Annotated in this window: 16 protein-coding genes; 6 read left to right on the top strand and 10 right to left on the bottom strand. The window is 69.2% G+C overall.

Annotated features, from left to right (window positions below):
* Positions 1-12: 12 nt before the first annotated feature.
* Together AB0H36_RS31915 and AB0H36_RS31910 are read left to right on the top strand one after the other, a co-directional pair.
* Positions 13-1,575, top strand: coding sequence for an alkaline phosphatase D family protein (locus AB0H36_RS31915; RefSeq protein ID WP_360531966.1), 1,563 nt, complete (start codon positions 13-15; stop codon positions 1,573-1,575).
* A gap of 12 nt (positions 1,576-1,587) precedes the next feature.
* Positions 1,588-2,397: a discoidin domain-containing protein gene (locus AB0H36_RS31910; protein ID WP_360531963.1), complete on the top strand. Its 810-nt coding sequence runs from the start codon at positions 1,588-1,590 to the stop codon at positions 2,395-2,397.
* Between the two features lie 3 nt (positions 2,398-2,400).
* Here AB0H36_RS31910 and AB0H36_RS31905 read toward each other — a convergent pair whose 3' ends face one another.
* From AB0H36_RS31905 to AB0H36_RS31865, 9 genes are all read right to left on the bottom strand, one after another.
* Positions 2,401-3,534 (bottom strand): ADP-ribosylglycohydrolase family protein, encoded by a 1,134-nt coding sequence (locus tag AB0H36_RS31905; protein WP_360531960.1) that lies wholly within the window; start codon positions 3,532-3,534, stop codon positions 2,401-2,403.
* Complete coding sequence (locus AB0H36_RS31900; protein ID WP_360531957.1) at positions 3,534-4,820, bottom strand: extracellular solute-binding protein; 1,287 nt, start codon at positions 4,818-4,820, stop codon at positions 3,534-3,536. The genes AB0H36_RS31905 and AB0H36_RS31900 overlap by 1 nt, the downstream gene beginning before the upstream one ends.
* 20 nt (positions 4,821-4,840) lie before the next feature.
* The gene (locus tag AB0H36_RS31895; RefSeq protein WP_360531954.1) at positions 4,841-5,674 is read right to left on the bottom strand and encodes a carbohydrate ABC transporter permease; all 834 of its coding nucleotides are present in this window, start codon (positions 5,672-5,674) and stop codon (positions 4,841-4,843) included.
* The gene (locus tag AB0H36_RS31890) at positions 5,671-6,594 is read right to left on the bottom strand and encodes a sugar ABC transporter permease (protein ID WP_360531951.1); all 924 of its coding nucleotides are present in this window, start codon (positions 6,592-6,594) and stop codon (positions 5,671-5,673) included. The genes AB0H36_RS31895 and AB0H36_RS31890 overlap by 4 nt, the downstream gene beginning before the upstream one ends.
* Positions 6,591-7,583 carry a LacI family DNA-binding transcriptional regulator gene (locus AB0H36_RS31885; protein ID WP_360531948.1) on the bottom strand — a complete coding sequence of 331 codons (993 nt, stop codon included), beginning with the start codon at positions 7,581-7,583 and terminating at the stop codon, positions 6,591-6,593. Before AB0H36_RS31885 ends, AB0H36_RS31890 begins: the two co-directional genes overlap by 4 nt.
* Positions 7,584-7,733: 150 nt before the next feature.
* Positions 7,734-8,636 (bottom strand): zinc metalloprotease, encoded by a 903-nt coding sequence (locus AB0H36_RS31880; protein ID WP_360531945.1) that lies wholly within the window; start codon positions 8,634-8,636, stop codon positions 7,734-7,736.
* A gap of 77 nt (positions 8,637-8,713) precedes the next feature.
* Entirely contained in the window at positions 8,714-9,664 is a 951-nt protein-coding gene (locus AB0H36_RS31875; RefSeq protein WP_360532112.1) for a potassium channel family protein, read from the bottom strand.
* Positions 9,636-10,751, bottom strand: coding sequence for a GNAT family N-acetyltransferase (locus AB0H36_RS31870; RefSeq protein ID WP_360531942.1), 1,116 nt, complete (start codon positions 10,749-10,751; stop codon positions 9,636-9,638). Before AB0H36_RS31870 ends, AB0H36_RS31875 begins: the two co-directional genes overlap by 29 nt.
* 89 nt (positions 10,752-10,840) lie before the next feature.
* A complete protein-coding gene (locus tag AB0H36_RS31865) occupies positions 10,841-11,242 on the bottom strand; it encodes a hypothetical protein (RefSeq protein WP_360531939.1) in 402 nt (133 codons plus the stop codon).
* A gap of 82 nt (positions 11,243-11,324) precedes the next feature.
* On the opposite strand from AB0H36_RS31865, the gene AB0H36_RS31860 reads away from it, so the two are divergent.
* On the top strand, positions 11,325-11,930 hold the full coding sequence (locus AB0H36_RS31860; protein WP_360531936.1) for a hypothetical protein: 606 nt from the start codon (positions 11,325-11,327) through the stop codon (positions 11,928-11,930).
* A gap of 230 nt (positions 11,931-12,160) precedes the next feature.
* Here the strand turns inward: AB0H36_RS31860 and AB0H36_RS31855 are convergent, their stop codons facing one another.
* A complete protein-coding gene (locus tag AB0H36_RS31855) occupies positions 12,161-15,526 on the bottom strand; it encodes a S8 family serine peptidase (RefSeq protein WP_360531933.1) in 3,366 nt (1,121 codons plus the stop codon).
* 142 nt (positions 15,527-15,668) lie between these two features.
* Between AB0H36_RS31855 and AB0H36_RS31850 the strand changes: the two genes are divergently transcribed.
* The 3 genes from AB0H36_RS31850 to AB0H36_RS31840 all read left to right on the top strand — a co-directional run bounded on the left by AB0H36_RS31850 (position 15,669) and on the right by AB0H36_RS31840 (position 20,136).
* Positions 15,669-16,643 (top strand): hypothetical protein, encoded by a 975-nt coding sequence (locus AB0H36_RS31850; protein WP_360531930.1) that lies wholly within the window; start codon positions 15,669-15,671, stop codon positions 16,641-16,643.
* Positions 16,644-16,717: 74 nt separating this feature from the next.
* Complete coding sequence (locus AB0H36_RS31845; RefSeq protein ID WP_360531927.1) at positions 16,718-17,482, top strand: ABC transporter ATP-binding protein; 765 nt, start codon at positions 16,718-16,720, stop codon at positions 17,480-17,482.
* Positions 17,479-20,136: an FtsX-like permease family protein gene (locus tag AB0H36_RS31840; protein WP_360531924.1), complete on the top strand. Its 2,658-nt coding sequence runs from the start codon at positions 17,479-17,481 to the stop codon at positions 20,134-20,136. Before AB0H36_RS31845 ends, AB0H36_RS31840 begins: the two co-directional genes overlap by 4 nt.
* The last annotated feature ends 149 nt before the right edge of the window (positions 20,137-20,285 follow it).

The following is a 20,285-nucleotide window of genomic DNA, read 5'->3' as shown; positions in this document are numbered from 1 at the left end:
ATACTCCGTCACATGCCCACCCGCCGTAGCTTTCTGACCGCGACCGGCGCCGCCGCCGCTCTCGCCCTCACCGGCGACCTTCCCGGTCTTGGACCAGTAGGAATACCGCATCGCACCGACAATCGGCCGCTGTTCACTCTGGGCGTCGCGTCGGGCGACCCAATGCCGGACACCGTGGTGATCTGGACGCGTCTCGCGCCGGGTCCGCTGGAGCCGTTCGGCGGGATGGACGACCGCTCGGTGAACGTCGACTGGGAGGTCGCCGAAGACGAGACGTTCCGCAGAGTAGTACGACGCGGCACCGCTCACGCCCGGCCGGAGTACGCCCACACGGTGCACGTCGACGTACGTGGTCTGCGTCCGTGGCGGCACTACTTCTACCGCTTCCGCGCCAAGGGCCAGCTCAGTCCGATCGGCCGTACGCGGACCGCGCCCGCGCCGCAGGACCAGCCCGCGGTGACGATGGCGGTCGCGTCCTGCCAGGCCTTCTACGACGGCTACTACACGGCGTACCAGGACGTCGTACGGCGGGACCACGACGTGGTGCTGTTCCTCGGCGACTACATCTACGAGGTCGGCGTCGGTCCGACGGCCGGTGTCCGCAACCAGGCCGTGCCGGTCGACTTCGCGGGCGAGATCTTCACGCTGGACGAGTACCGGGCGCGCTATGCGTTGCACCGGACCGACCCCGACCTGCAGGCTGCGCACGCCGCGGCGCCGTGGGTGGTGACGCTCGACGACCACGAGGTCGAGGGCAACTGGGCCGACTATGTCTCCGAGGACGGCCTGCCGCACGACGACTTCCTGGTACGGCGTGCCAACGGCTTCCGCGCGTACTGGGAACACATGCCGCTGCGCCTCGACCAGTCCGCCGACGGACCGTCCATTCGCCTGCACCGCCACCTCCGCTTCGGCCGCACTGCGGACCTCAGCGTCCTGGACACGCGGCAGTTCCGCGACGACCAGAGCGGAACCGGCGGCTGGCTGCCACCGGACGACGTGACCACGGACCCGTCCCGGACGATCACCGGAGACGCGCAGGAACGCTGGCTGCTCGACACCCTCGGCCGGTCCAGCAGCCGATGGAACGTCGTCGCCCAGCAGGTCGCGATGGCTCAGCTTGACCGCAAGACCGGGCCGGACCTCGAGCTGCCGATGGACACCTGGAGTGGGTACGCCGCCTCCCGCGACCGGGTGCTGTCCGGCGTCCGCGACCGGCGGGTGCGCAACTTCGTCGTCCTGACCGGAGACCTGCACCGCAGCGTCGCGTCCGACCTCCGGGTGAACTTCGCCGACCCGGCGACTCCCGCGGTCGGCAGTGAGTTCGTCACCACGTCGATCTCGTCCGGCAAGGACGGTGTCGACGCCGACGCCACCAGCCGAGCCCTGCTCGCCGAGAACCCGCACGTCAAGTTCCAGAACGTCCAGCGCGGCTACCTCAGCTGCCGACTGGACCGCACCCAGTGGACGTCGGAGTTCCGCATCGTCGACCGGGTCACCACGCCCGGCGGCACGGCATCCACCCGAGCCACCCTGGTCGTCGAGGACGGCCGTCCCGGAACCCACCTGGCCTGAACGGACCCCGCCATGAACCGCGCCGCCCTGCTCCTTCTCCTGGTCCCGGCAGTCGCAGTTGCCGTCAGCAACAACAACGCCGTCGAGATCAGCGCCACCCCGCAGCCGGTCGAGGTGGTCCCATTGCCGTGCTTCCCGTCCGGCAAGCTCACCCTCGGCATGACCAACACCGGCCGCAAGCCGACCATCGCCGACATGCGGATCAGCAGCGACCCGGAGCTCACGCTGTCCCGCCACCAGTTCTCCAGCTACCTTCCGGTCGACCAATTGGTCAAGGCGCCGCTCGAGATCACCATCCCGCGCGGCACCGCCCCCGCGACGTACGACGTGAACCTCAGCGTCGGCCGGGAGCGCCTGCGCGTCCCCGTCACCGTCCGGCCCGTGCCTCCGCGCGACAACCTGCTCCTCGGCGAGCAGGCCATCGCATCGTCCACGCACGGCAACATGCGGTTGTGCGGCGGCGTCGACGGCAACGCCGACTCCGAGCAGTGGGGCGCCAGCGGCTGGCACGACGCCACCAAAGGCGTTTTCCCCGACACGTACGGCGTCGACTTTGAGCAACCCACGACGGTCGGCCGCATCGTCCTCCAGACCCTCGACTCGGCCCGCTACCCCGCGGCCGTGATGGGCCTCCGCGACTTCGACATCCAGGTCCGCACCGCGGGCGCCTGGACGACGGTCGGCGAGGTGCGCGGCAACGTGCAGGGTCGCGTCACGGTGACCTTCCCGCCGCAAGCGGTCGACGCCGTCCAACTCGTCAGCCACGACTCCAACGACCACGGGTACTCGCGGATCGTGGAGCTGGAGGCGTTTGCCAACTGACATTCAGACCAGCGCGTCCAACACGGCCGTCCGCCGGGCCCACCGCTTGGCGTCGGCCGTGCGGATGTCCTCCGCCACCGACGCCATCACCCGGCCTGGTCGCTCCAGGTTCGTCTTGCTCGCCTCGGCGACGTCGGCCGCCCAGTCCGCCGGCACGCCGGCCAGGCCGTTCAGCGCACCCGTGATCGCGCCGGCCATCGACGCGATCGAGTCCGCGTCCCGGCCGTAGTTCGTGCCGCCGAGGACGGCACGCCGTACGTCGCCTCCGGAGACCAGCACGAAGCCGAGCGCGACCGGAAGCTCCTCGATCGCCTTGGTCCGGCTCGGCCGGCGGGCGTCCAGCGACTGGTCCCGGTAGTCCGGCCCGACCGTGTCGAACGGCTCGATCGCCTTGCGCAGCAGCGGAATCGCCTGCTCCCAGTCGATGATCCCGTCGGCCGCGTCGGCCACCGCCTCGACGGCCCTCCGAGTGCCGTCCTTGGCCAGGCTCAGCGCAGCGTCCACCGCCGACGCCGCGGTGGCGTCCGGGGCCATCGCGGCGGCGACGGCGGCCGCGAACACCCCGGCCGCCTCCCGCCCGTAGCTCGACTGGTGGGCGCCGGCCAGGTCGATCGCCTCGGCGTAGGCGCCCTCCGGGTCGCCGGCGTTCGCGATCCCGACCGGCGCCATGTACATCGCCGCACCGCAGTTGACGATGTTGCCGACGCCGGCCTCCCGCGGGTCGACGTGCCCGTAGTGCAACCGGGTGACCAGCCACTTCTCGGCCAGGAACACCCGGTGCAGCAGTAGCGCGTCGGTCTCGAGCTCGGGCACCCAGCGGCGCCCGGTCAGCATCTTCGGCACCAGCAGGTCCGCGATCGCGTACGCGTCCAGGTGCGTGCGGCGCTCGTCGTACACCTCGACCAGCGCGTGCGTCATCAAGGTGTCGTCGGTGATGTGCCCGTCGCCCTTGTGGTACGGCGCGATCGGGCGGGCGGTGCGCCAGTCGTCGTACCACGGCCCGACGATGCCGGTCACCCAGCCGCCGTGCCGCTCCCGGATCGCCTCCGGGGTCCAGCCCTCGACGGCACCGCCGATCGCGTCACCGACCGCCGAGCCGACGAGGGCACCCGTTGCCTTCTCTTCCAACAGGGACATCAGCTGTTGACCTGACCCCATCCGTCACTCAGTTTCTTGCCCAGCGTCGCCAGGTCGGTCTTGTTCGCCAGGTACTCCTGCAGCGCCGGCGTGGCGATCTGGTCCTTCCACTTCGGGTAGTTCTCCACGCTCTGGAACGGCGCCTTGGTCAGCTCGTTGCCACTGGCCAGCGTCTGCTCCCAGCCGTTCTTGCCGCCGGTTTCCTTCAGGATCGCGTCCCGGGCCGCCTGGGTGGTCGGGATCAGCCAGTCGCCCTGGCCGACCGCGGCCAGGTTCTCGGCCTTCATGAAGTAGTCGATGAACTTCGCGGACTGCTCGATGTGCTTGCCCTCGGCCGGCACCGACAGCGTCTGCGGGTTCGCCGCCTGCTTGGTGCCGGTGCCCTTCAGCGGCGGCAGCACCTCCCACTGGAAGCCCTTCGGCGCCTGCTCGACCATCTGCTGCGCGGCGTAGTTGCCACCGACAACCATCGCGTACTTGCCGGCGAAGAAGCCCGGCAGTACGTCGGAGCCGCTCTGGGTCAGCGAGGTCGGCTCGATCGACTTGTCGGTGTAGGCCATCGCGTGGATCCGCTTCGGCACCTCGAGCTCGGCGTCGCCGATCTTCGCCTTCGCGTCCCGGCCGGAGCCCTCGAAGAACTGCGCGTCGAAGTTCATGCCCAGGTTCAGCACGGTCGCGGTCGGGCTCTTCAGGCCCCAGCCGAGGCCGAACTTGCCGCCGGTGGTCAGCTTCTTGGCGTCCGCCTGCAGCTGGTCCCAGCTCAGCGAGTCACCGGTCGTCGCGATCCCGGCCTGCTTCAGCAGCGCCGAGTTGCCGAACACGACATACGACTGCAGCAGCGTCGGCGCCGCGATGATCTTGCCGTCGCCGGTCTTCACGGTGTCCCAGACACCCTGCGGCACCGCGTCCTTCGTCTCCTGGCTCAGGTAAGGCGACAGGTCGGCCAGGTACCCCTGGTTGGCGAAGCCGGTGATGTCGGCGGACTCGTCGTGGATGATGTCCGGCGCCGTACCGCCCTGGAACTGGGTGACCAGCTGGTCGTGCACCGAGTCCCAGCTGCCCTGGACGTACTCGACCTGGATGTTCGGGTTGGCGGCGTTCCAGTCCGCGACGATCTTCTTGGTCGCGGTGACGGTGGTCTTCTGGAAGGCGAGGCTCTGGAACTTCAGCGTCACCTTCTCGTTCGACGACCCGGAGTCCCCGGAGCCGTCGTCGCTGTTGCCACCACAGGCCGCGAGCGTCACCAGCGCGCCGGCCGCCAGGAGGGCGGTTACTGCTTTTCTCATTGCATCTCCTCAGGGGATTTCTAACCCTTGACAGCGCCACTCAGCAGGCCGGAAGTCAACCGGCGTTGCAAGAAGGCGAAGAACACCAAGCTGGGCACAGTGGCCAGGACGGACGCGGCCGCGAGTGGTCCGAACTGGACCTGACCTTCGGCACCGACGAAGCGGGCCAGCACCAGCGGCAGCGTTTTGAGCTCGGGGTCCTGCAGCAGGACCAGAGCGAAGAAGAACTCGTTCCACGCCGAGATGAAGGTGAACATCGCGGTCGCGATCAACCCGGGCCGCAGCAACGGCATCACGATCGACACGATCGTGCGCAGCCGCCCGGCCCCGTCCACCGAGGCCGCCTCCTCCAGCTCCCGCGGCACGGCGGCGACGTACCCCTGCAACATCCACAACGCGAACGGCAGCGACCAGACCATGTAGACGATCACCACGCCGGGGATCGTGTTGGTCAGGTGCAGCGGCCGCAGGATCATGAACAGCGGGATCACGATCAGGATCACCGGGAACACCTGGCTGACCAGGATCCAGCCGTTCGTGACCGGCCGCAGCCGGCTGCGGAACCGGGCCAGCGCGTACGCGACTGGCAGCGACACGATCAGCACCAGGATCGTGCTGAGCACCGAGATCTGCAGGCTGTTGCCCATCGACCGGACCAGCCCCTGCTCCTCCAGCGCGTCGGTGTAGTTGGAGAAGTCGACGTTCTTCGGGAGCAGCGACGGCGTGATGCCGGCGAACTCCTGCGGCGACTTCAGCGAGCTGGACACCAGCCAAAGCAGTGGAAAGCCGAGGAAGATCAGGTAGCAGGCGACGGCGACGTACTGCAGGAACCGGGCGGCCGGACGTGTTCTCATGCCTGGCTCCTGAGTCGGTTCCGCAGGTAGAAGGCGAGGAAGACGATGATGATCACGACCATCACGTCGCCCATCGCCGCGGCCATGCCGAAGTTCCCGTAGCGGAAGGCCTCGTTGTAGGCGAACAGCATCGGCAGCATCGTCTTGCCGCCCGGGCCGCCGGCGGTCAGCACGTAGACCAGGCCGAACGAGTTGAAGTTCCAGATCATGTCCAGGCTGGTGATCGCCACGATCACGGTCTTCAGCTGCGGCAGCGTGATGTTCCAGAACTGGCTCCACGCGCTCGCGCCGTCCACCGCGGCCGCCTCGTAGAGCGACCGGTCGATGCCCTGCAGGCCGGCCAGCAGGGTGACCGTGGTCATCGGCATGCCGACCCAGATCCCGACCACGATCACGGCCGGCAGCGCCGTACTGAAGTCGCCGAGGAAGTTGATCGGCTGGTCGGTCAGGTGCAGGGTCTGCAGCACCTCGTTGACCGGACCGTTGGTCGGGTGCAGCAGCAGCCGCCACATGATCGCGACGACCACCGGCGGCATCGCCCACGGGATCAGCGCGAGCGTCCGGGCGACACCGCGGAACTTGATGTCGGTGTTGAGCAGCAGCGCGAGGCCGAGGGCGGCGACGAACTGCAGGATCGTGACCGACAGGGTCCAGATGATGCCGATCCGGAACGAGGACCAGAACAGGTCGTTCTGCAGCAGCTTGCCGAAGTTCTCGAAGCCGACGAAGGTGGTCTCGACGTTCAGGCCGGCGCGGGCGTCGGTGAAGCCGAGCGCGATACCGCGGACCAGCGGGTAGACACTGAGCAGCAGCACCGGAAGCAGCGCAGGCAGGAAGAGAAAGATCGCCTCACGGTTCTGCTTCGGCGGCCCGGCCTTCTTCACCGGAGTGGGCGGCGGCGCCGTCACAGTTGCGGTCATGGGGTGGACCTCCGCACGCTCAAGGTCGGCTGTACGACGATTCGCCGCGGTGCCCGGCTGCTGTCCTCGATCCGGGCCAGCAGCAACTCGGCCGCCCGCCGCCCCCGCTCCGCCGACCCCAGATTCACACTCGTCAACGGCGGAAAACTCTGCTCAGCCAGCTCACTGTCATCCATCCCCACCACCGCGACGTCCGCCGGCACCTCGAGCCCCACCGCCACAAGCTCATGCATCAACCCGACGGCAAGCAGGTCATTCGCACAGATCACCGCATCCAGCCCGGCGGCGGCGGCCAGCAGGTCGGGCGCGGCGGTTCGGCCGGCGGCGAAGGTGAAGTCGGTTGCCTCGGCCGACGCGCTTGGGCGCAAGCCGTGCGCCTGCAAGGCATCTGCGAAGCCCTTGGCCCGGGCAGCACCCGGGACGGTGTCGGCGGGGCCGTTCAGGAAGGCGATTCGGGTGCGGCCGCGGGCGACGAGGTGTTCGACGGCCAGGGCGATGCCCTTCGGGGAGTTGGCTCGGACTGTGTCGACGCCGGCCTTGGTGGGGACGTTACCGGCGACGACTACGGGAACCTCGCACTCGCGGATGGACTTGATGAGGTCTTCGTCGACGCGGAGCGGGCTGATGACGAGACCGTCGGCGTAGCCGCGGGCCATCCCGCGGACCAGCGCGACCTCGTCGACCACGTCCGGGCCGGTCGTCGTCACCACGAGGCGGTAGCCGGCCGCCGAGACGACCTCCTCGACCGCACGCATCATCGTCACGTACACCGGGTTGCCGACGTCCGCGACGGCCAGCGTGAGCTGAAACGTCCGGCCGACCTTGAGCGACCGGGCCCGCGCATCCGGCACGTACCCGAGCTCCTCGACCGCTCGCTGCACCCGCTCGACCATCTCCTCGGTGGCCGGCAGCCCGTTCAGCACGCGCGACACCGACGCCACCGAGACCCCGGCTGCCCGGGCCACCCCAGCGATCGTCGGACGACTCACGCGCGCCTCCTGTAATCGTTCTTGTAATCGTTTACAGATCAGACATTAGGGTCGCCCACCCACAACCGTCAACACCGGGGAACCCCTCGCTACAACGCGAAACCGGACCGTGACCCCGTTCAGGTCACGATCCGGTTCGCTGGTGTGTGCTCAGGCCCGGTACAGGAGCCAGGCGTCGGACATGCGTTGGGACTGTCCGGGGGTGAACTCGGTGTAGCAGGTGTCGTAGGAGTAGTCCATGTAGTTGTGGATCGGGTCCAGGCCGGGTGCCTTGCAGGTGTCCTTGCCTTCGGGGCATCCGCTGGTCGGTGTCTTCTGCGCCGGAGTGTCGTCGACGTAGTCGCCGTGCGCGCTGCAGCCGCCGTAGAAGGTGTGCTCGAGGTTCAGCCAGTGGCCGACCTCGTGCGTCCCGGTCTCACCCTGGTCGTAGCGGCCCTCGTACGTCGTCGACGTACCCGGCAGCGACTCCCAGTCGACGACGACGCCGTCGAGGTAGGCCTGCCCGGGCTTCGTCACGATGTCCGGCAGGTACGCCCAGCCGAGGTAGGCGCCGGCGGTCGTCGAGTAGAAGTTCAGATCGCCCGGGCCACCGGTGTGCAGAGCCCGCTTCATGCTGTGCTCGTTGGTGCCACCCGGGTTGGCGTAGAACCAGGCCGCGTTGTCGGTCCGGGTCACCCCGGCGAGCCGGAAGCTGAAGCCGCTGTTGTCGCCGCCTTCACCACCCGCGAAGGTGTTGTTCAGCACGTTGATCTGGGCGTTGATCTGCGCCGTCGTCAGGGCGCCGATCGACCCGTCGGTGACGACGTGGAAGTACACCGGAACCGTCGCCTTGAAGTTCGGCCCGGCCTTGCCCTTCGCCGCAGCCGGCAGATCCTGGTGGACCTGCCCGAGATCCGGTTCGCGGGCCGGCCCGCCCCGGGCCTCGGCGGCACCCGGGTCACACTCGATGACCCATTCGTTACCTTCGGCAACCACCTGACTCTGCGCCGCGGTCGTTCCCGACCCCACCATCAACGCCGCAGCGACAACGCTGATCGTCCTTCTCCACCGCACGATGCCTCACCATCCTCAGACCGGAGCCACCCCCGCCAGTCCGAAGGTAAGCACTCAGCGGTCGAGAGCGGAAGGGCTCACTCGTCCTCGTCGTCGGCGCCGGGGCGCTCGGCCCACGGGGTCTCCTTGGCCGGGCGGACCACGATGAGCTTGTCGCCGGCCGCAAGGACGGAGACGCTGGAGTCGTAGTAGCGGTGCACGCGGCCGTCCCGGACGACCGACACGACCCGGTCCGGCAGCGCGGACGGCGGCTTGCCGACCTCGCGGCCGAGCACCGGTCGTTCGGCCACCTCGAGGCCCTCGCCGTACGTGAGCAGGTCCTCCATCACCTCGCCGAGGTTCGGGCTGACCGCGGACAGGCCGAGCAGCCGGCCGACCGCCTCGGACGACGTGACGACCGCGTCCGCGCCGCTCTGCCGCAGCAGCGGGACGTTGTCCTCCTCGCGCACCGCGACCACGATGTGCGCCTCCGGGTTGAGCTGCCGGACCGCCAGCGTGACCAGCACCGCCGCGTCGTCGCGGTCGGTGGTGATGATCACCTCGCGAGCGTTCATGACCTCGGCCCGGCGCAGCACGGTCCGGTTCGTCGCGTCACCGTGGAAGGCGGCCATCTGGTCGTTGCCCGCGTCACCGATCGCCTGCGCGCGCGGGTCGATCACCACGATGTTGTCGCGCTTCACCCCGTTGCTGATCAGCGTCTGGACGGCCGACCGGCCCTTGGTGCCGTAGCCGACGACGATGGTGTGGTCCTTCATGCGCTTCCTCCATCGGGTGTCGCGCATGATGCGGCGACCCTCGGTTGCCAGGACTTCCAGTGTCGTGCCGACCAGGACCACCAGGAAGGCGATCCGCAGTGGGGTGACGATGAAGGCGTTGATCAACCGCGCCGCCGGGGTCACCGGCGTGATGTCGCCGTACCCGGTGGTGGTGAGGGTTACGGTCGCGTAGTAGATCGCGTCGATGAAGTCGACGCTGCCGTCGTAGCTGTCCTTGTACCCGTCACGGTCGATCACCACGATCAGCACCATCACGGTCAGCAGCCCCAGCGCCACCAGAAAGCGGAGGAACAGCTGAAAGAGCGGCGAGCGCGTGCTCGCGGGCAGATTGACCAGCAGACCGTGTTGGGAGCGACCTAGGGGAAGGGGTGGCACGAGTCCGACGATATTGCACCGGCGGCCGATCCACCGCATGCGACAGGCTCTGGTCGGACAGTGCGACAGTCACCATCAAACTGTCGCCGTCCTGCACGGCCCGGGATCGCATCCGCAGCCGCTCGAGGGTGCGGAGCATCGCGTGGTTCTCCGGCTGCACCATGCAGACCACCCGGTCGGCGCCCAACTCCCGCGCCTCGACGACGAGCCGTCGCAGCAACTGCTGGCCCAGGCCCTGCCCTTGCCACCCGTCCTCGACGAGTACGGCGACCTCCATCGTCGTACTGCCGAGCTCCTCCCACGGCGCAGCCGTCGCCATCCCGACGACGGCCTCGCCGACGGCGGCCACGATCGAGATCCCGCCGGCCGGTGCGGACAGGTGCCGCGCGGTCCGGGCGGTCAGCTTCGGCATCGGCACGTGGTAGCGCCTGGTCCGGCTCTCGTACGAGCACCGCTCGTGCATCGCCACCACGGCCTCCGCGTCCGCGACGCTCGCCTTCCGCAACTCCGGGACGCCGCTACCCGGCCGCGGCCCGTCCATCACGGTCCCCTCGAACCGCTCGGCCAGCCGGCCCGCGATCTCCACGAGGACATCGGCCCGCGCCCACTCGGCCGGGGTGTATTCGTCGAACCCCTGCAGGTTCCCCAGTTCCTCGTCGACCGACACCGGGTCGTCGATCAGCCGCAGTACGGCGCGCAGGTAACGGGTCGGCCCGTCACTCAGTACGTCGGCCTGGCACGGACGGACCGTCGTACGGGCACAGCCTGCCTCGGCGACCAGCGCGGTCAGGTCTTCCGCGGTCCAGCCGACGCCGGCCGAGACCACGAGCTCGTCGACGGCGCCGGTCTCGGCGGTGAACACTTCCAGGCTCAGGATGTTGATGTCGTCCGCACCACACCGTGCAGCGAGTTCGGCCAGCGCACCGGGCCGGTCGGCGAGTTCGGTCCTGATCTTCCAGAGCATGCGGACGCCCTCCCTCGTGGAAACGTCCTTCCACTCTCCGTCAGGCCTGTTGCCCCGCCGGGTCCGGAATGTTACGCCCGCGTCAACCTTCAGCGGCGCCGCATCTTGGGCAACCGCGGCCCGATCCTGGGCTTGCGCGCCGCCAGCACCACCGCGGGCTCCCGCTTGTCCAGGTCGGCGTGCCGGAGCAGCTCCGGGTAGGTGTTCGCCGGCACCGGCGGGTACGTCGTCACGATCGCGTCGCCGCTGAACACGAAGAAGATCGCCTGACCGTCCCGGATGACCTTCAGCAAGGACCCGTCGCGGACGGTGAGCGCGTGCTCGATCGCCTTCTTCCGGGCGGCCCGCTTCGCGAGCGCTGCCTGCATCGCCTGCTGCGCGGGTTCGCGACCGTGCCTGATCGCCTCGGCCGCGAGCGGTCCGTACCGCACGCCGTACTTGACCAGATTCTTGGCCAGCCGCGCACGCTTGTCCCCAGGAACACCTGCCATGTCTCCGAGCGTACTGACCGCCAGGGCCTGACTCGGCCGGGTCAACGTGCGACGGGTCATGGTGTCAGGCACCATGGAGCGTGTGACCAGCCCCAATCCGCGTCGTCCGATCATGCCCGGCAACAAGTTGTTCGAGTCGTTGCCCGGGGCTGCCGACCCGGCTGCGGTGACCGAGGTGGCGCACCGGACCGCCGAGTTGCTGGTTCGCGGCGTGCGGTCGTCGGAGGACACCGAGGTGCACGCGCGGGTGGTGAAGCTGGCCGACGACTACGGTCTGGACGAGCTTGCGGAATTGTGGTCGGACGCGCCGGCCGACTCGCTGCCGGGCGCGCTCTGGCGGCTGTACCTGCTGCGGTCCTGGGTGCACTCGAACGCGGAGGGGGTCTCCCGCGAGTTCACCGCCGGCCGCAAGTACGCCGAGGTGCACGCAGTGGTCGCGGGTGTCGCCGAACCACCTGGTCCGGCCGAGGTCCGCGACATGGTGGACGCCGTACTGCGCGGTGTCGCGACCGGCGACTTCGCCACCACTCTGGACCGGGCGGCGGCGTTCGCGCGGATCGTCGCGACCGGCCGCGCGCACCTCGCGGACGACGGGCACGACCAGGTGCTGTCGGCGTCGAAACTGGTCGAGATGGCCGACCAGCTGCAGACCGCGGCGCGCGCCGAACGCGCCGGGCAACTCTGGTAGTTGCAGAGATCGACTTCGGGTGCTATGGCGTCTTGAGGCCCGAGATCTCAACAGGACAAGGGGTTTTGGCACCCGTTACACTGTTCGAGGTGTCGGGCCGGTGCAAGCCCCGGGTCCCAAATTAAGCCGCTACGAGCGGCCACGCGCCGTGAGGCGCTTCCCGGTCCGACGCCACTAAGCATTCCGTACAGCAGAACGCCCCGGCCGCGCGGCCGGGGCGTTCTGGCGTGCTAGCGAACCTGGTAGAACCGGGTCAGGGTCTGGGTGACCGAGTTCTGGTTGGAGTCGGTCAGCGCGACCTTGAGGGTGACGAAGTCGGTGGCCTTGGTGTTGTCGGCCAGCGCGACGGCCTTGGCGCCCAGGTTGACGACCGGGATCTGGGTCCAGGTGGCGCCGTCGTCGGTGGACGTCCACGCCTGGGCCTTGGTGAACCGGCCCGGCGTGTACCAGTGGCCGGACTCCGCGCTGATCGTGATCGGGAACACCTTGAGCCGGGGTGCGCGGTCGTTCAGGTCGACCGGCAGGTCGTAATCCGGGAAGAGGAGCGGAAGGGGCTTGCCCGCGTCGGCAGCCGAGCTCCTGAACTTCCACCTGGTCTCGGCCGTCGTCGGCGACTCCCACTTGTAGTCACCGCGCTGCCACCGGATCAGGTCGTACACCAGCTCGAGGTTCGAGGCCGCGGCCGGCACGTCCCAGTACCCCTGCCCGTAGAACCCGTACTTCCCCAGCGACACCCCGTCCGCGAGCAGCTCGGTGCCACCGAGGTCCAGGAACCCGCCGCGGGAGAAGTGTCCCGGCTCGGTGTCCGACCAGGTCGGGAAGTTGCTCCAGATCGAGTTGCCTTCCCGAGCGGCCGGCACGTACTTCTGACCGGTGGTCTGGTCGGTGACCATGCCCGGCCGGAGCCCGGCCTTCCACCAGGTCTCGGTGTGCCTGCTGCCGGGCTTGTACGACGTCGCCGTCGACGTCATCAAGGTCGCGAACGGCCAGCTCATCGAGTCCGAATGCCCGACCATCTGCGACACCTTCGTGTCCCGGTCGGCTGTGACCAGGTGCTGCACCCGGGCCGGCGCCGGGACCGATCCGCGGGTCCCGGTCGGGATCAGCTGGATGCTCCACGGCCGCCACACATCGACGTACTCGGAGTAGGTGTAGTCCTTCCCCGGCGTGTGGTACGTCGCGTCGATCGTGGCCAGCTCGTGATCGCGCACCCGGTGCTCCGGCTTGCCCTTCACCTCCTGCTCGTGCGCGAACGCCAGGCTGTAGAGGTACGGCGACTTGGCGCCCGCCGGCGATCCGAGCTGCCAGCCCTCGACCACCTCGAACGTGCCTCGGAGAGCCTTCGGCGTGGTCCCGAGGTAGACGGACTTGATCTGGGTGCCGTAGCTGCGGGTCGACGCGAGGATCCAGTTGTCGACGACCCGGCCGTAGGTCAGGCTGCCGCCCTTGCGTTCGGCCGGCCGCTGGGTTGTCACCTTGGCCTCGGCCGCCGTCCGGGCGTCGTACGTGATGGTGGTGTTCGCGGTCAGCGTGACTTCGGGGTTGCCGAGGAACGAGTACGACTCGACCATGCCGTCGGCGTTCGCGGTCGCGATGATGGCCGCCAGCGAGTAGGTGCCGGCCCGCAGGTGCAGAGTGCGGTCCGCGCCGTCGAACCCGATCCGCTGCGCGGCGATGCTGTCCAGGTCGAACACGTCCAGCGCGGTGATCGACGAGGCCGGCTGCCCGTTGCGGTCGATCAGCTTGAACGTGACGTCGACGGCCTGGGGCTCGAGATAGAAGCCGAGCGGCGTGACGACCGTCCGGCCGTCATTGCCGGTAGCAACCACCCGGGCGCTGATCGCGCCGTACAGCCCGTAGTCCAGCGATGCGGACGGGTCGATTGTCACCGGGAGCTCGGCGGTGCCGCCGGCCGGGACGGTCAGCGAGCCGGCGCCGAAGCTGATCAGGGATGCCGGCAAGGCCTTCCCGTTGTTGCCGCGGGCATCAACAGCGAAGCTGAGGGTCACCGGCGAGTCTCCGGCGTTCACGTAGGTCAGCGGCTTGGTGAGCTTCTCCGCCGGCGTGTGCGGCCAGGCGAAGGTGCCCAGGTCGACGGTGCCCGGTCCGGTCACCTTCTGCGTGACCGCCTGCGCGACGTCGAGCTCACCCGCGCCCTGCTCGTAGATCCCGACCTTGCTCGCCGAGCGCACCGAGTTCTGCAGGGCCGCCTTCAGCTGCTGGCCACTCCAGCCCGGGTGCTGCTGTTTCAGAATCGCCGCCGCGCCGGCCACGTGCGGCGTCGCCATCGAGGTGCCGTTCATGTCGGTGTACGCCGAGTCGCCGCGTCCACCCGCCCGTGCCGCAGTGATGTCCACGCCGGGCGCCGCGATGTCGGGCTTGACCGCGTGGTTGCTCATCACCGGCCCACGGCTGGAGAAGTCGGCAGTGGTCTGGGTCAGGTCGGTGGCCGCGACCGTCAGCGCCGACGCGGCGCAGCCGGGGCTGCTGATCGTCTCGGCCGGGCCGTAGAGGTTGCCTGCCGCAACGACGAACAGGACGCCGGACTCCGCGCTGATCCGGTCGACGGCAGCCGCCATCGGGTCGGTGCAGTCGACGGGTTCCGACGTACCGATGCTCATGCTGATCACGTCGGCGCCCTCGGCGACGGCCCACTCCATGCCGGCGATGATCCAGGAGAGCTCACCGCTGCCGTAGTCGTTCAGCACCTTGCCGGACAGCAGTTGCGCGCCCGGGGCGACGCCCTTGTTCTTGCCGTCCGAGGCAACGCCCCGACCGGCGACCGTGGAGGACGTGTGCGTGCCGTGACCGTCGCGGTCGCCAACCTCCGGGCTGTCGGTGAAGTTCTGCTGGGCCTTGACCGCGCCGGCCAGGTCCGGGTGCTCGGCGTCGACGCCGGAGTCGAGTACGGCGACCGTCGTACCACTGCCGTCGAACCCGGCCTGCCATGCCTGCGGGGCGCCGACGTACGGGACGCTCTGGTCGAGGTTCTTGCGCACCTTCGCGTCGAGCCAGAGCTTCTGGACGTCGCGGCCGGTGGACAGGGTCTGCCAGGTCTCGTGGGCCCGCGCCTTGTCGGTCCGCAGGGCGGCCGCACCTACGGACGCCAGCGTCCGAGTCCGGGTGGATCCGGACGGGACGGCCTGCTGGGCGGCGCGGGCGGTTGGCTTGTAGGTGGCGATGACCGGGATCTGGCTGGTCGACGCGTCGTCGTACCCCTGCCGGATCAGGCCGCTGACGTTGAACAGCGCCTGGTCCACCTTGCCGTTGTTGACGAGCTTGGCCGCGCTGTCGGGGACGACGTACAGGTCCTTGCCGACTGTGCGGGTCTCGTAGGCGGCCTGGGCGGGGTCGGCGGGCACGAAGCGGACGCTGCTGCGACCGGTGCCGGCCGGCGTGACCTTGACCTTGTCGCCGGTCAGCAGGGTGACGACCTTCTCGGTGTCGACCTGCACCGGCAGCGTCGGTCGGGTTTCGGCAACCGGTTCGGCGGCCGGTTCGGGCGGGCCGGCGGAGGCGGGGAGGGCGGCGACGGCGAGCAGGGTCGTGATCCCTGCGCCGGCGAAGGTTTTGCGCACCAGTGAGCGGAAAAACATGCGGATGACCACCTTCGTGACGTTGTCGCGGGTCAGTCCATCGCAAAACCGCCAGCGAGAGAGGGGCGTGGACTGGCAAGATTGCGACAATTCGCGAACCCGCCAGAGTCCGCCCGCCACACACCGTCTGCTGGGAGGCATCGTGCTCGACGTGCTCGGACTGGATGACTCCGAAGAACTCGCCTACCGCGCCCTCGTCGAGGTGCCGTCGTACGACGCCGCCGGACTGGCCGGCCGCCTCGGCTGCCACCCGGTCGAGGCCGCCCGGGCCCTGGTCGCGCTCGAGACGCTCGGCCTGGCCGCTCGCTCCAGCAGCGGCACGGACCGGTACGTCGCCTCACCGCCGTCGGTCGCCCTCGCTGCCTTGGCTGTGCAGCGTGAGGAGGAGCTGCGACGGGCACAGCGCGAGATCGAGTCGCTGGCCGAGGTCTACCGCGGCACCGACACCGAGCGGTCGGTCAGCGATGTGGTGGACGTCGTCCGGGGCGCCAAGGCGGTCGGGCAGCGGTTCGCGCAGTTGCAGATGTCCGCGCGGGAAGAGGTCCTCGGGTTCGTCAAGGCAGAGATCGCTGTCGTCCCACCCGAGGAAAACAAGGAAGAGGACGCGGCGGTCAACCGTGGTGTGCGCTACCGGGTGCTGATCGAGCGCAGCGCCTTCGACCGGCCCGGATTCTTCGCGGCCGCCTCCGACTCACTGAAGGCGGGTGAAGAGGTGCGTGTGGTGCAGGAGCTGCCGATGCGGTTGCTGATCGTCGACCGGCGGATCGCATTGGTTCCTTTGCTGTCCGGCGCCGGCGGCAGCATCGGCGCGCTCATCGTGCACAGCAGCGGCATGCTCGACGCACTGCTCGCTCTGTTCGACCGAGTGTGGCGTGACGGCCTGCCGCTTGTCCTGGGCACCGACGGCATGATCGAGGGCCCGTCCGACGGTCTGCCCGAGGTGGACGCCCGCATCCTCGGCCTGCTGCTCGCGGGGCTCACCGACCAGGCAGTGGCCAACCAACTCAACCTCTCGATGCGCACAGTTCAGCGTCGGGTCCGGGCCCTGATGGACCTGGTGTCCGCGGACACCAGGCTGCAGCTGGGCTTCCACGCAGCCCGCCGGGGCTGGATCTGATCGCCGTACGCGAGCACACTCGAGTGGGGTGACCGTTAAGGCTGGGGGCCGCTGATCCGCCGGGGAGGGGCGCGATGGTCGGCTTGGAGGGGACCACGGACGTCGTGGAGACGCAGGGGGTCGTGGAGGCGCAGGGCGTCGTCCGCGTGTACGGCGAGGGGGAAACCGCCGTCCACGCGTTGCATGGCGTGGACGTGTCGATCGAGCCGGGACAGCTGACGGCGGTGATGGGCCCGTCCGGGTCGGGCAAGTCGACGCTGATGCACATCCTGGCCGGGCTGGACCGGCCGACGTCGGGCTCGGTCCGGATCGACGGCACCGAGATAACGACGCTCGGCGACGACGCACTGACCAAGCTGCGCCGCAAGCACATCGGGTTCATCTTCCAGTTCTTCAACCTGCTGCCGATGCTGTCCGCCCGGGACAACGTCCTGCTGCCCCTGACGATCGCCGGCGAGAAGCCCGAGCCGCAGTTCTTCGCCGACCTGATCCAGCGGGTCGGTCTCGCCGACCGCTTGCACCATCGCCCGGCCGAGCTGTCCGGCGGCCAGCAGCAGCGGGTCGCGATCGCACGGGCACTGGTGTCGCGGCCGACAGTCGTGTTCGCCGACGAACCCACCGGCAACCTGGACTCGCGAACCAGCGGTGAGATCCTCACCCTGATGCGCGGCTCGGTCGACGAGTACGGCCAGACCACGGTGATGGTGACGCACGACGCCCGCGCCGCCGCGATGGCCGACCGCGTCCTCTACCTCGCCGACGGCGAGATCGTGAAAGAGACCGGCCAGTCCAGCCAGCACGACATCCTCCAAATGATCGACACCCTGGACTTGCAGTGATCCGGTTCGCGTTTCAAGGGTTGCTGGCTCGGAAGTTGCGGACGGCGCTGACCGCGATCGGGGTCGTGCTCGGGGTGTCGCTGATCTCCGGGACGTACGTGCTGACGGACTCGATCACCGGCGCGTTCGACTCGATCTTCTCGGAGAACTACAAGAACACCGACGCCGCGATCACCGGGAAGGCGGCGTTCGACCCGGCCGAGGACGGGACGGTGACCGCGCCGCCGTTCGACGCGGGGCTGCTGGACGAAGTCCGCGCTCTACCTGAGGTCGGCGCGGCCGGCGGCGCCGTCTCCGGCGAGGCGCAGCTGATCGGCAAGGACGGCAAGGCCGTCTCGACCGGCGGCGCGCCGAGCATCGGCTTCAGCGTCGACCCGGCGCTGCCGCAGTTCAACACACTCACCCTGGTGGCCGGCGCGTGGCCCGCGGCGAACGAGGTTGTGATCGACACCGAAACCGCGCAGGAGCAGGGATTCGCGGCCGGCGACACGATCGGTGTGCAGGCCCGTGGCGCGGCGGAACGGATGCGGGTCACCGGGCTGGTCGAGTTCGGCTCGGTGTCGTCGATCGGCGGCGCGACACTGGCCGGGTTCGAGCTCGGGACCGCGCAACGGCTGTTCGACAAGACCGGCAAGCTGGACCAGATCCTGATCGCGGCGAAGCAGGGCACGAGCGACCAGCAGTTGGTCGACGCGGTCCAGCCGATCCTGCCCGAGGCGACGCAGGTCCGGACCGCCGAGGACCAGGCGGCCGAGGACGCGGAGGGCACGGCGAGCTTCCTGACCTTCCTGGAGACGTTCCTGCTCGTGTTCGGCGGGATCGCGCTGTTCGTCGGCTCGTTCGTGATCGCCAACTCGCTGTCGATCACGATCGCCCAACGGACCCGCGAGTTCGCCACGCTGCGCACCCTCGGTGCGTCCCGGCGGCAGATTCTCGGATCGGTCGTGCTGGAGGCGTTGCTGGTCGGGTTCCTCTCGGCGGCGGTCGGGCTCTTCCTCGGGCTCGCGATCGCGAGCGGGCTGTTCAAGCTGTTCGACTCGGTCGGCCTGACGATGCCGAACAACGGGCTGGTGTTCCAGACCCGCACGATCGTCGTCTCGCTCCTGGTCGGCGTCCTGGTGACGGTGCTGGCGAGTCTGCGCCCGGCGTGGCGGGCGACCCGTGTTCCGCCGATCGCCGCGGTCCGCGAAGGGGCGACGCTCGAACCTGGCCCGCTGCACCGGTTCCGCCCGGTGGGTGCCGCGCTGCTCGCCGCGGCGGGTATCGGCCTGGTGCTCGTCGGATTGTTCGCAGACGGATTGTCGACAACCGCTCTGCTGGCGTGCCTCGGCGCGGGCGTCCTGCTGCTGTTCATCGGGGTCGCCCTGTTCTCCGCGCGCCTGGTGCGACCGCTCGCCGCGGTGTCGGATCCGATCGCCCGCTGGTCCGTCGTCGTACTCACGGCTCTGGTCTGGCCGTTCGTCCTGGTGCCGTTGTGGGCGGTACGGCGGCTGTTCGGCCGGCCGGCCGAGTTCCCGCGGATCCTGCCCGACCGGCCCGCGGTGGCGATCGGCGGGCAGAACAGCCGGCGCGACCCGCACCGTACGGCGTCGACCGCGGCGGCGTTGATGATCGGGCTGGCCCTGGTCACGCTGGTCGCCACCCTCGGCGCCGGCATCATCAAGCCGTTCGAGCAGGCCGTCGACGGGATCTTCAGCGCCGACTACGCGATCACCGCGCAGAACAACTTCAGCCCGTTGCCGCCGACGGTCGCCGCCGCGGTGGCCGACGTACCGGGCGTGGAGGAGCTGACCAGCGTCCGCGGTGGGCAGGCGCAGGCGTTCGGCGAGACGATCGTGATCACCGCGGTCGATGCGGCGGCACCGCAACTGCTCACGTTCGACTGGCGGGACGGCTCGCAGGCAGCACTCGCTGAGCTCGGGACCAACGGCGCGATCGTCGACGCCGAGTACGCCGACGAGCACGGGCTCACACTGGGGTCGCAGTTCCCGATGGTGATGGCGACCGGCACGACCCTGCAACTGCAGGTCCGCGGGATCTTCCGGCCGCCGGCGGGTGGGTCGCCGTTCGGGAACGTGACGATCTCGACCGCGACGTTCGACTCGGCCAGCACGCAGCCGCTGAACGTCTTCACGTTCGTCAACATGAGCGGCGGAGTGACGACGGAGAACTCGGCTGCGCTGGAGAACGCCCTGCGCACGTTCCCGAACGCGAAGGCGATGACGCGGGACGAGTTCAAGAAGGCGCAGACCGACAACGTGAAGAGCCTGCTGAACGTGCTGTACGTGCTGCTCGCGCTCTCGGTGCTGGTCAGTCTGTTCGGCATCGTCAACACCCTGGTGCTGACCGTCTTCGAGCGGACCCGGGAGCTCGGCATGCTGCGCGCGATCGGACTGACCCGGGGTCAGGTGAAGCGGATGATCCGCCAGGAGAGTGTGATCACCGCGCTGATCGGTGCGGTGATCGGGATCATCCTCGGTCTCGTGCTGGCGTCGCTGCTGGCCGCCCGGCTGGACGAGATCACGTTCACCGTCCCGACCGGGCAGCTGGTGATCTTCGCCGTCGTCTCCGTGGTGGTCGGCATCTTCGCCGCGATCTGGCCGGCCCGCCGCGCGGCCCGGCTGAACCCGCTGGAGGCGCTGCAGTACGAGTAGCGCTGAGCGACGAGTCGTATCCGCTCCATGGTCACTCCGCGACACGCGGAGGTCACCAGCCAGCCGCTTCTGGGCTACCTTCACGAAGGCACAGGTCTCCCTGTGGCAGCCAGCCTCTGAGGGTGTCTGGGGACGCTGCACCGTCGCGA

The organism is Kribbella sp. NPDC050820, from assembly GCF_040653975.1.
Lineage (GTDB): Bacteria > Actinomycetota > Actinomycetes > Propionibacteriales > Kribbellaceae > Kribbella.
The sequence above is the reverse complement of the archived record's forward strand: the minus strand, read 5'-3'. Positions and strand labels throughout refer to the sequence as shown.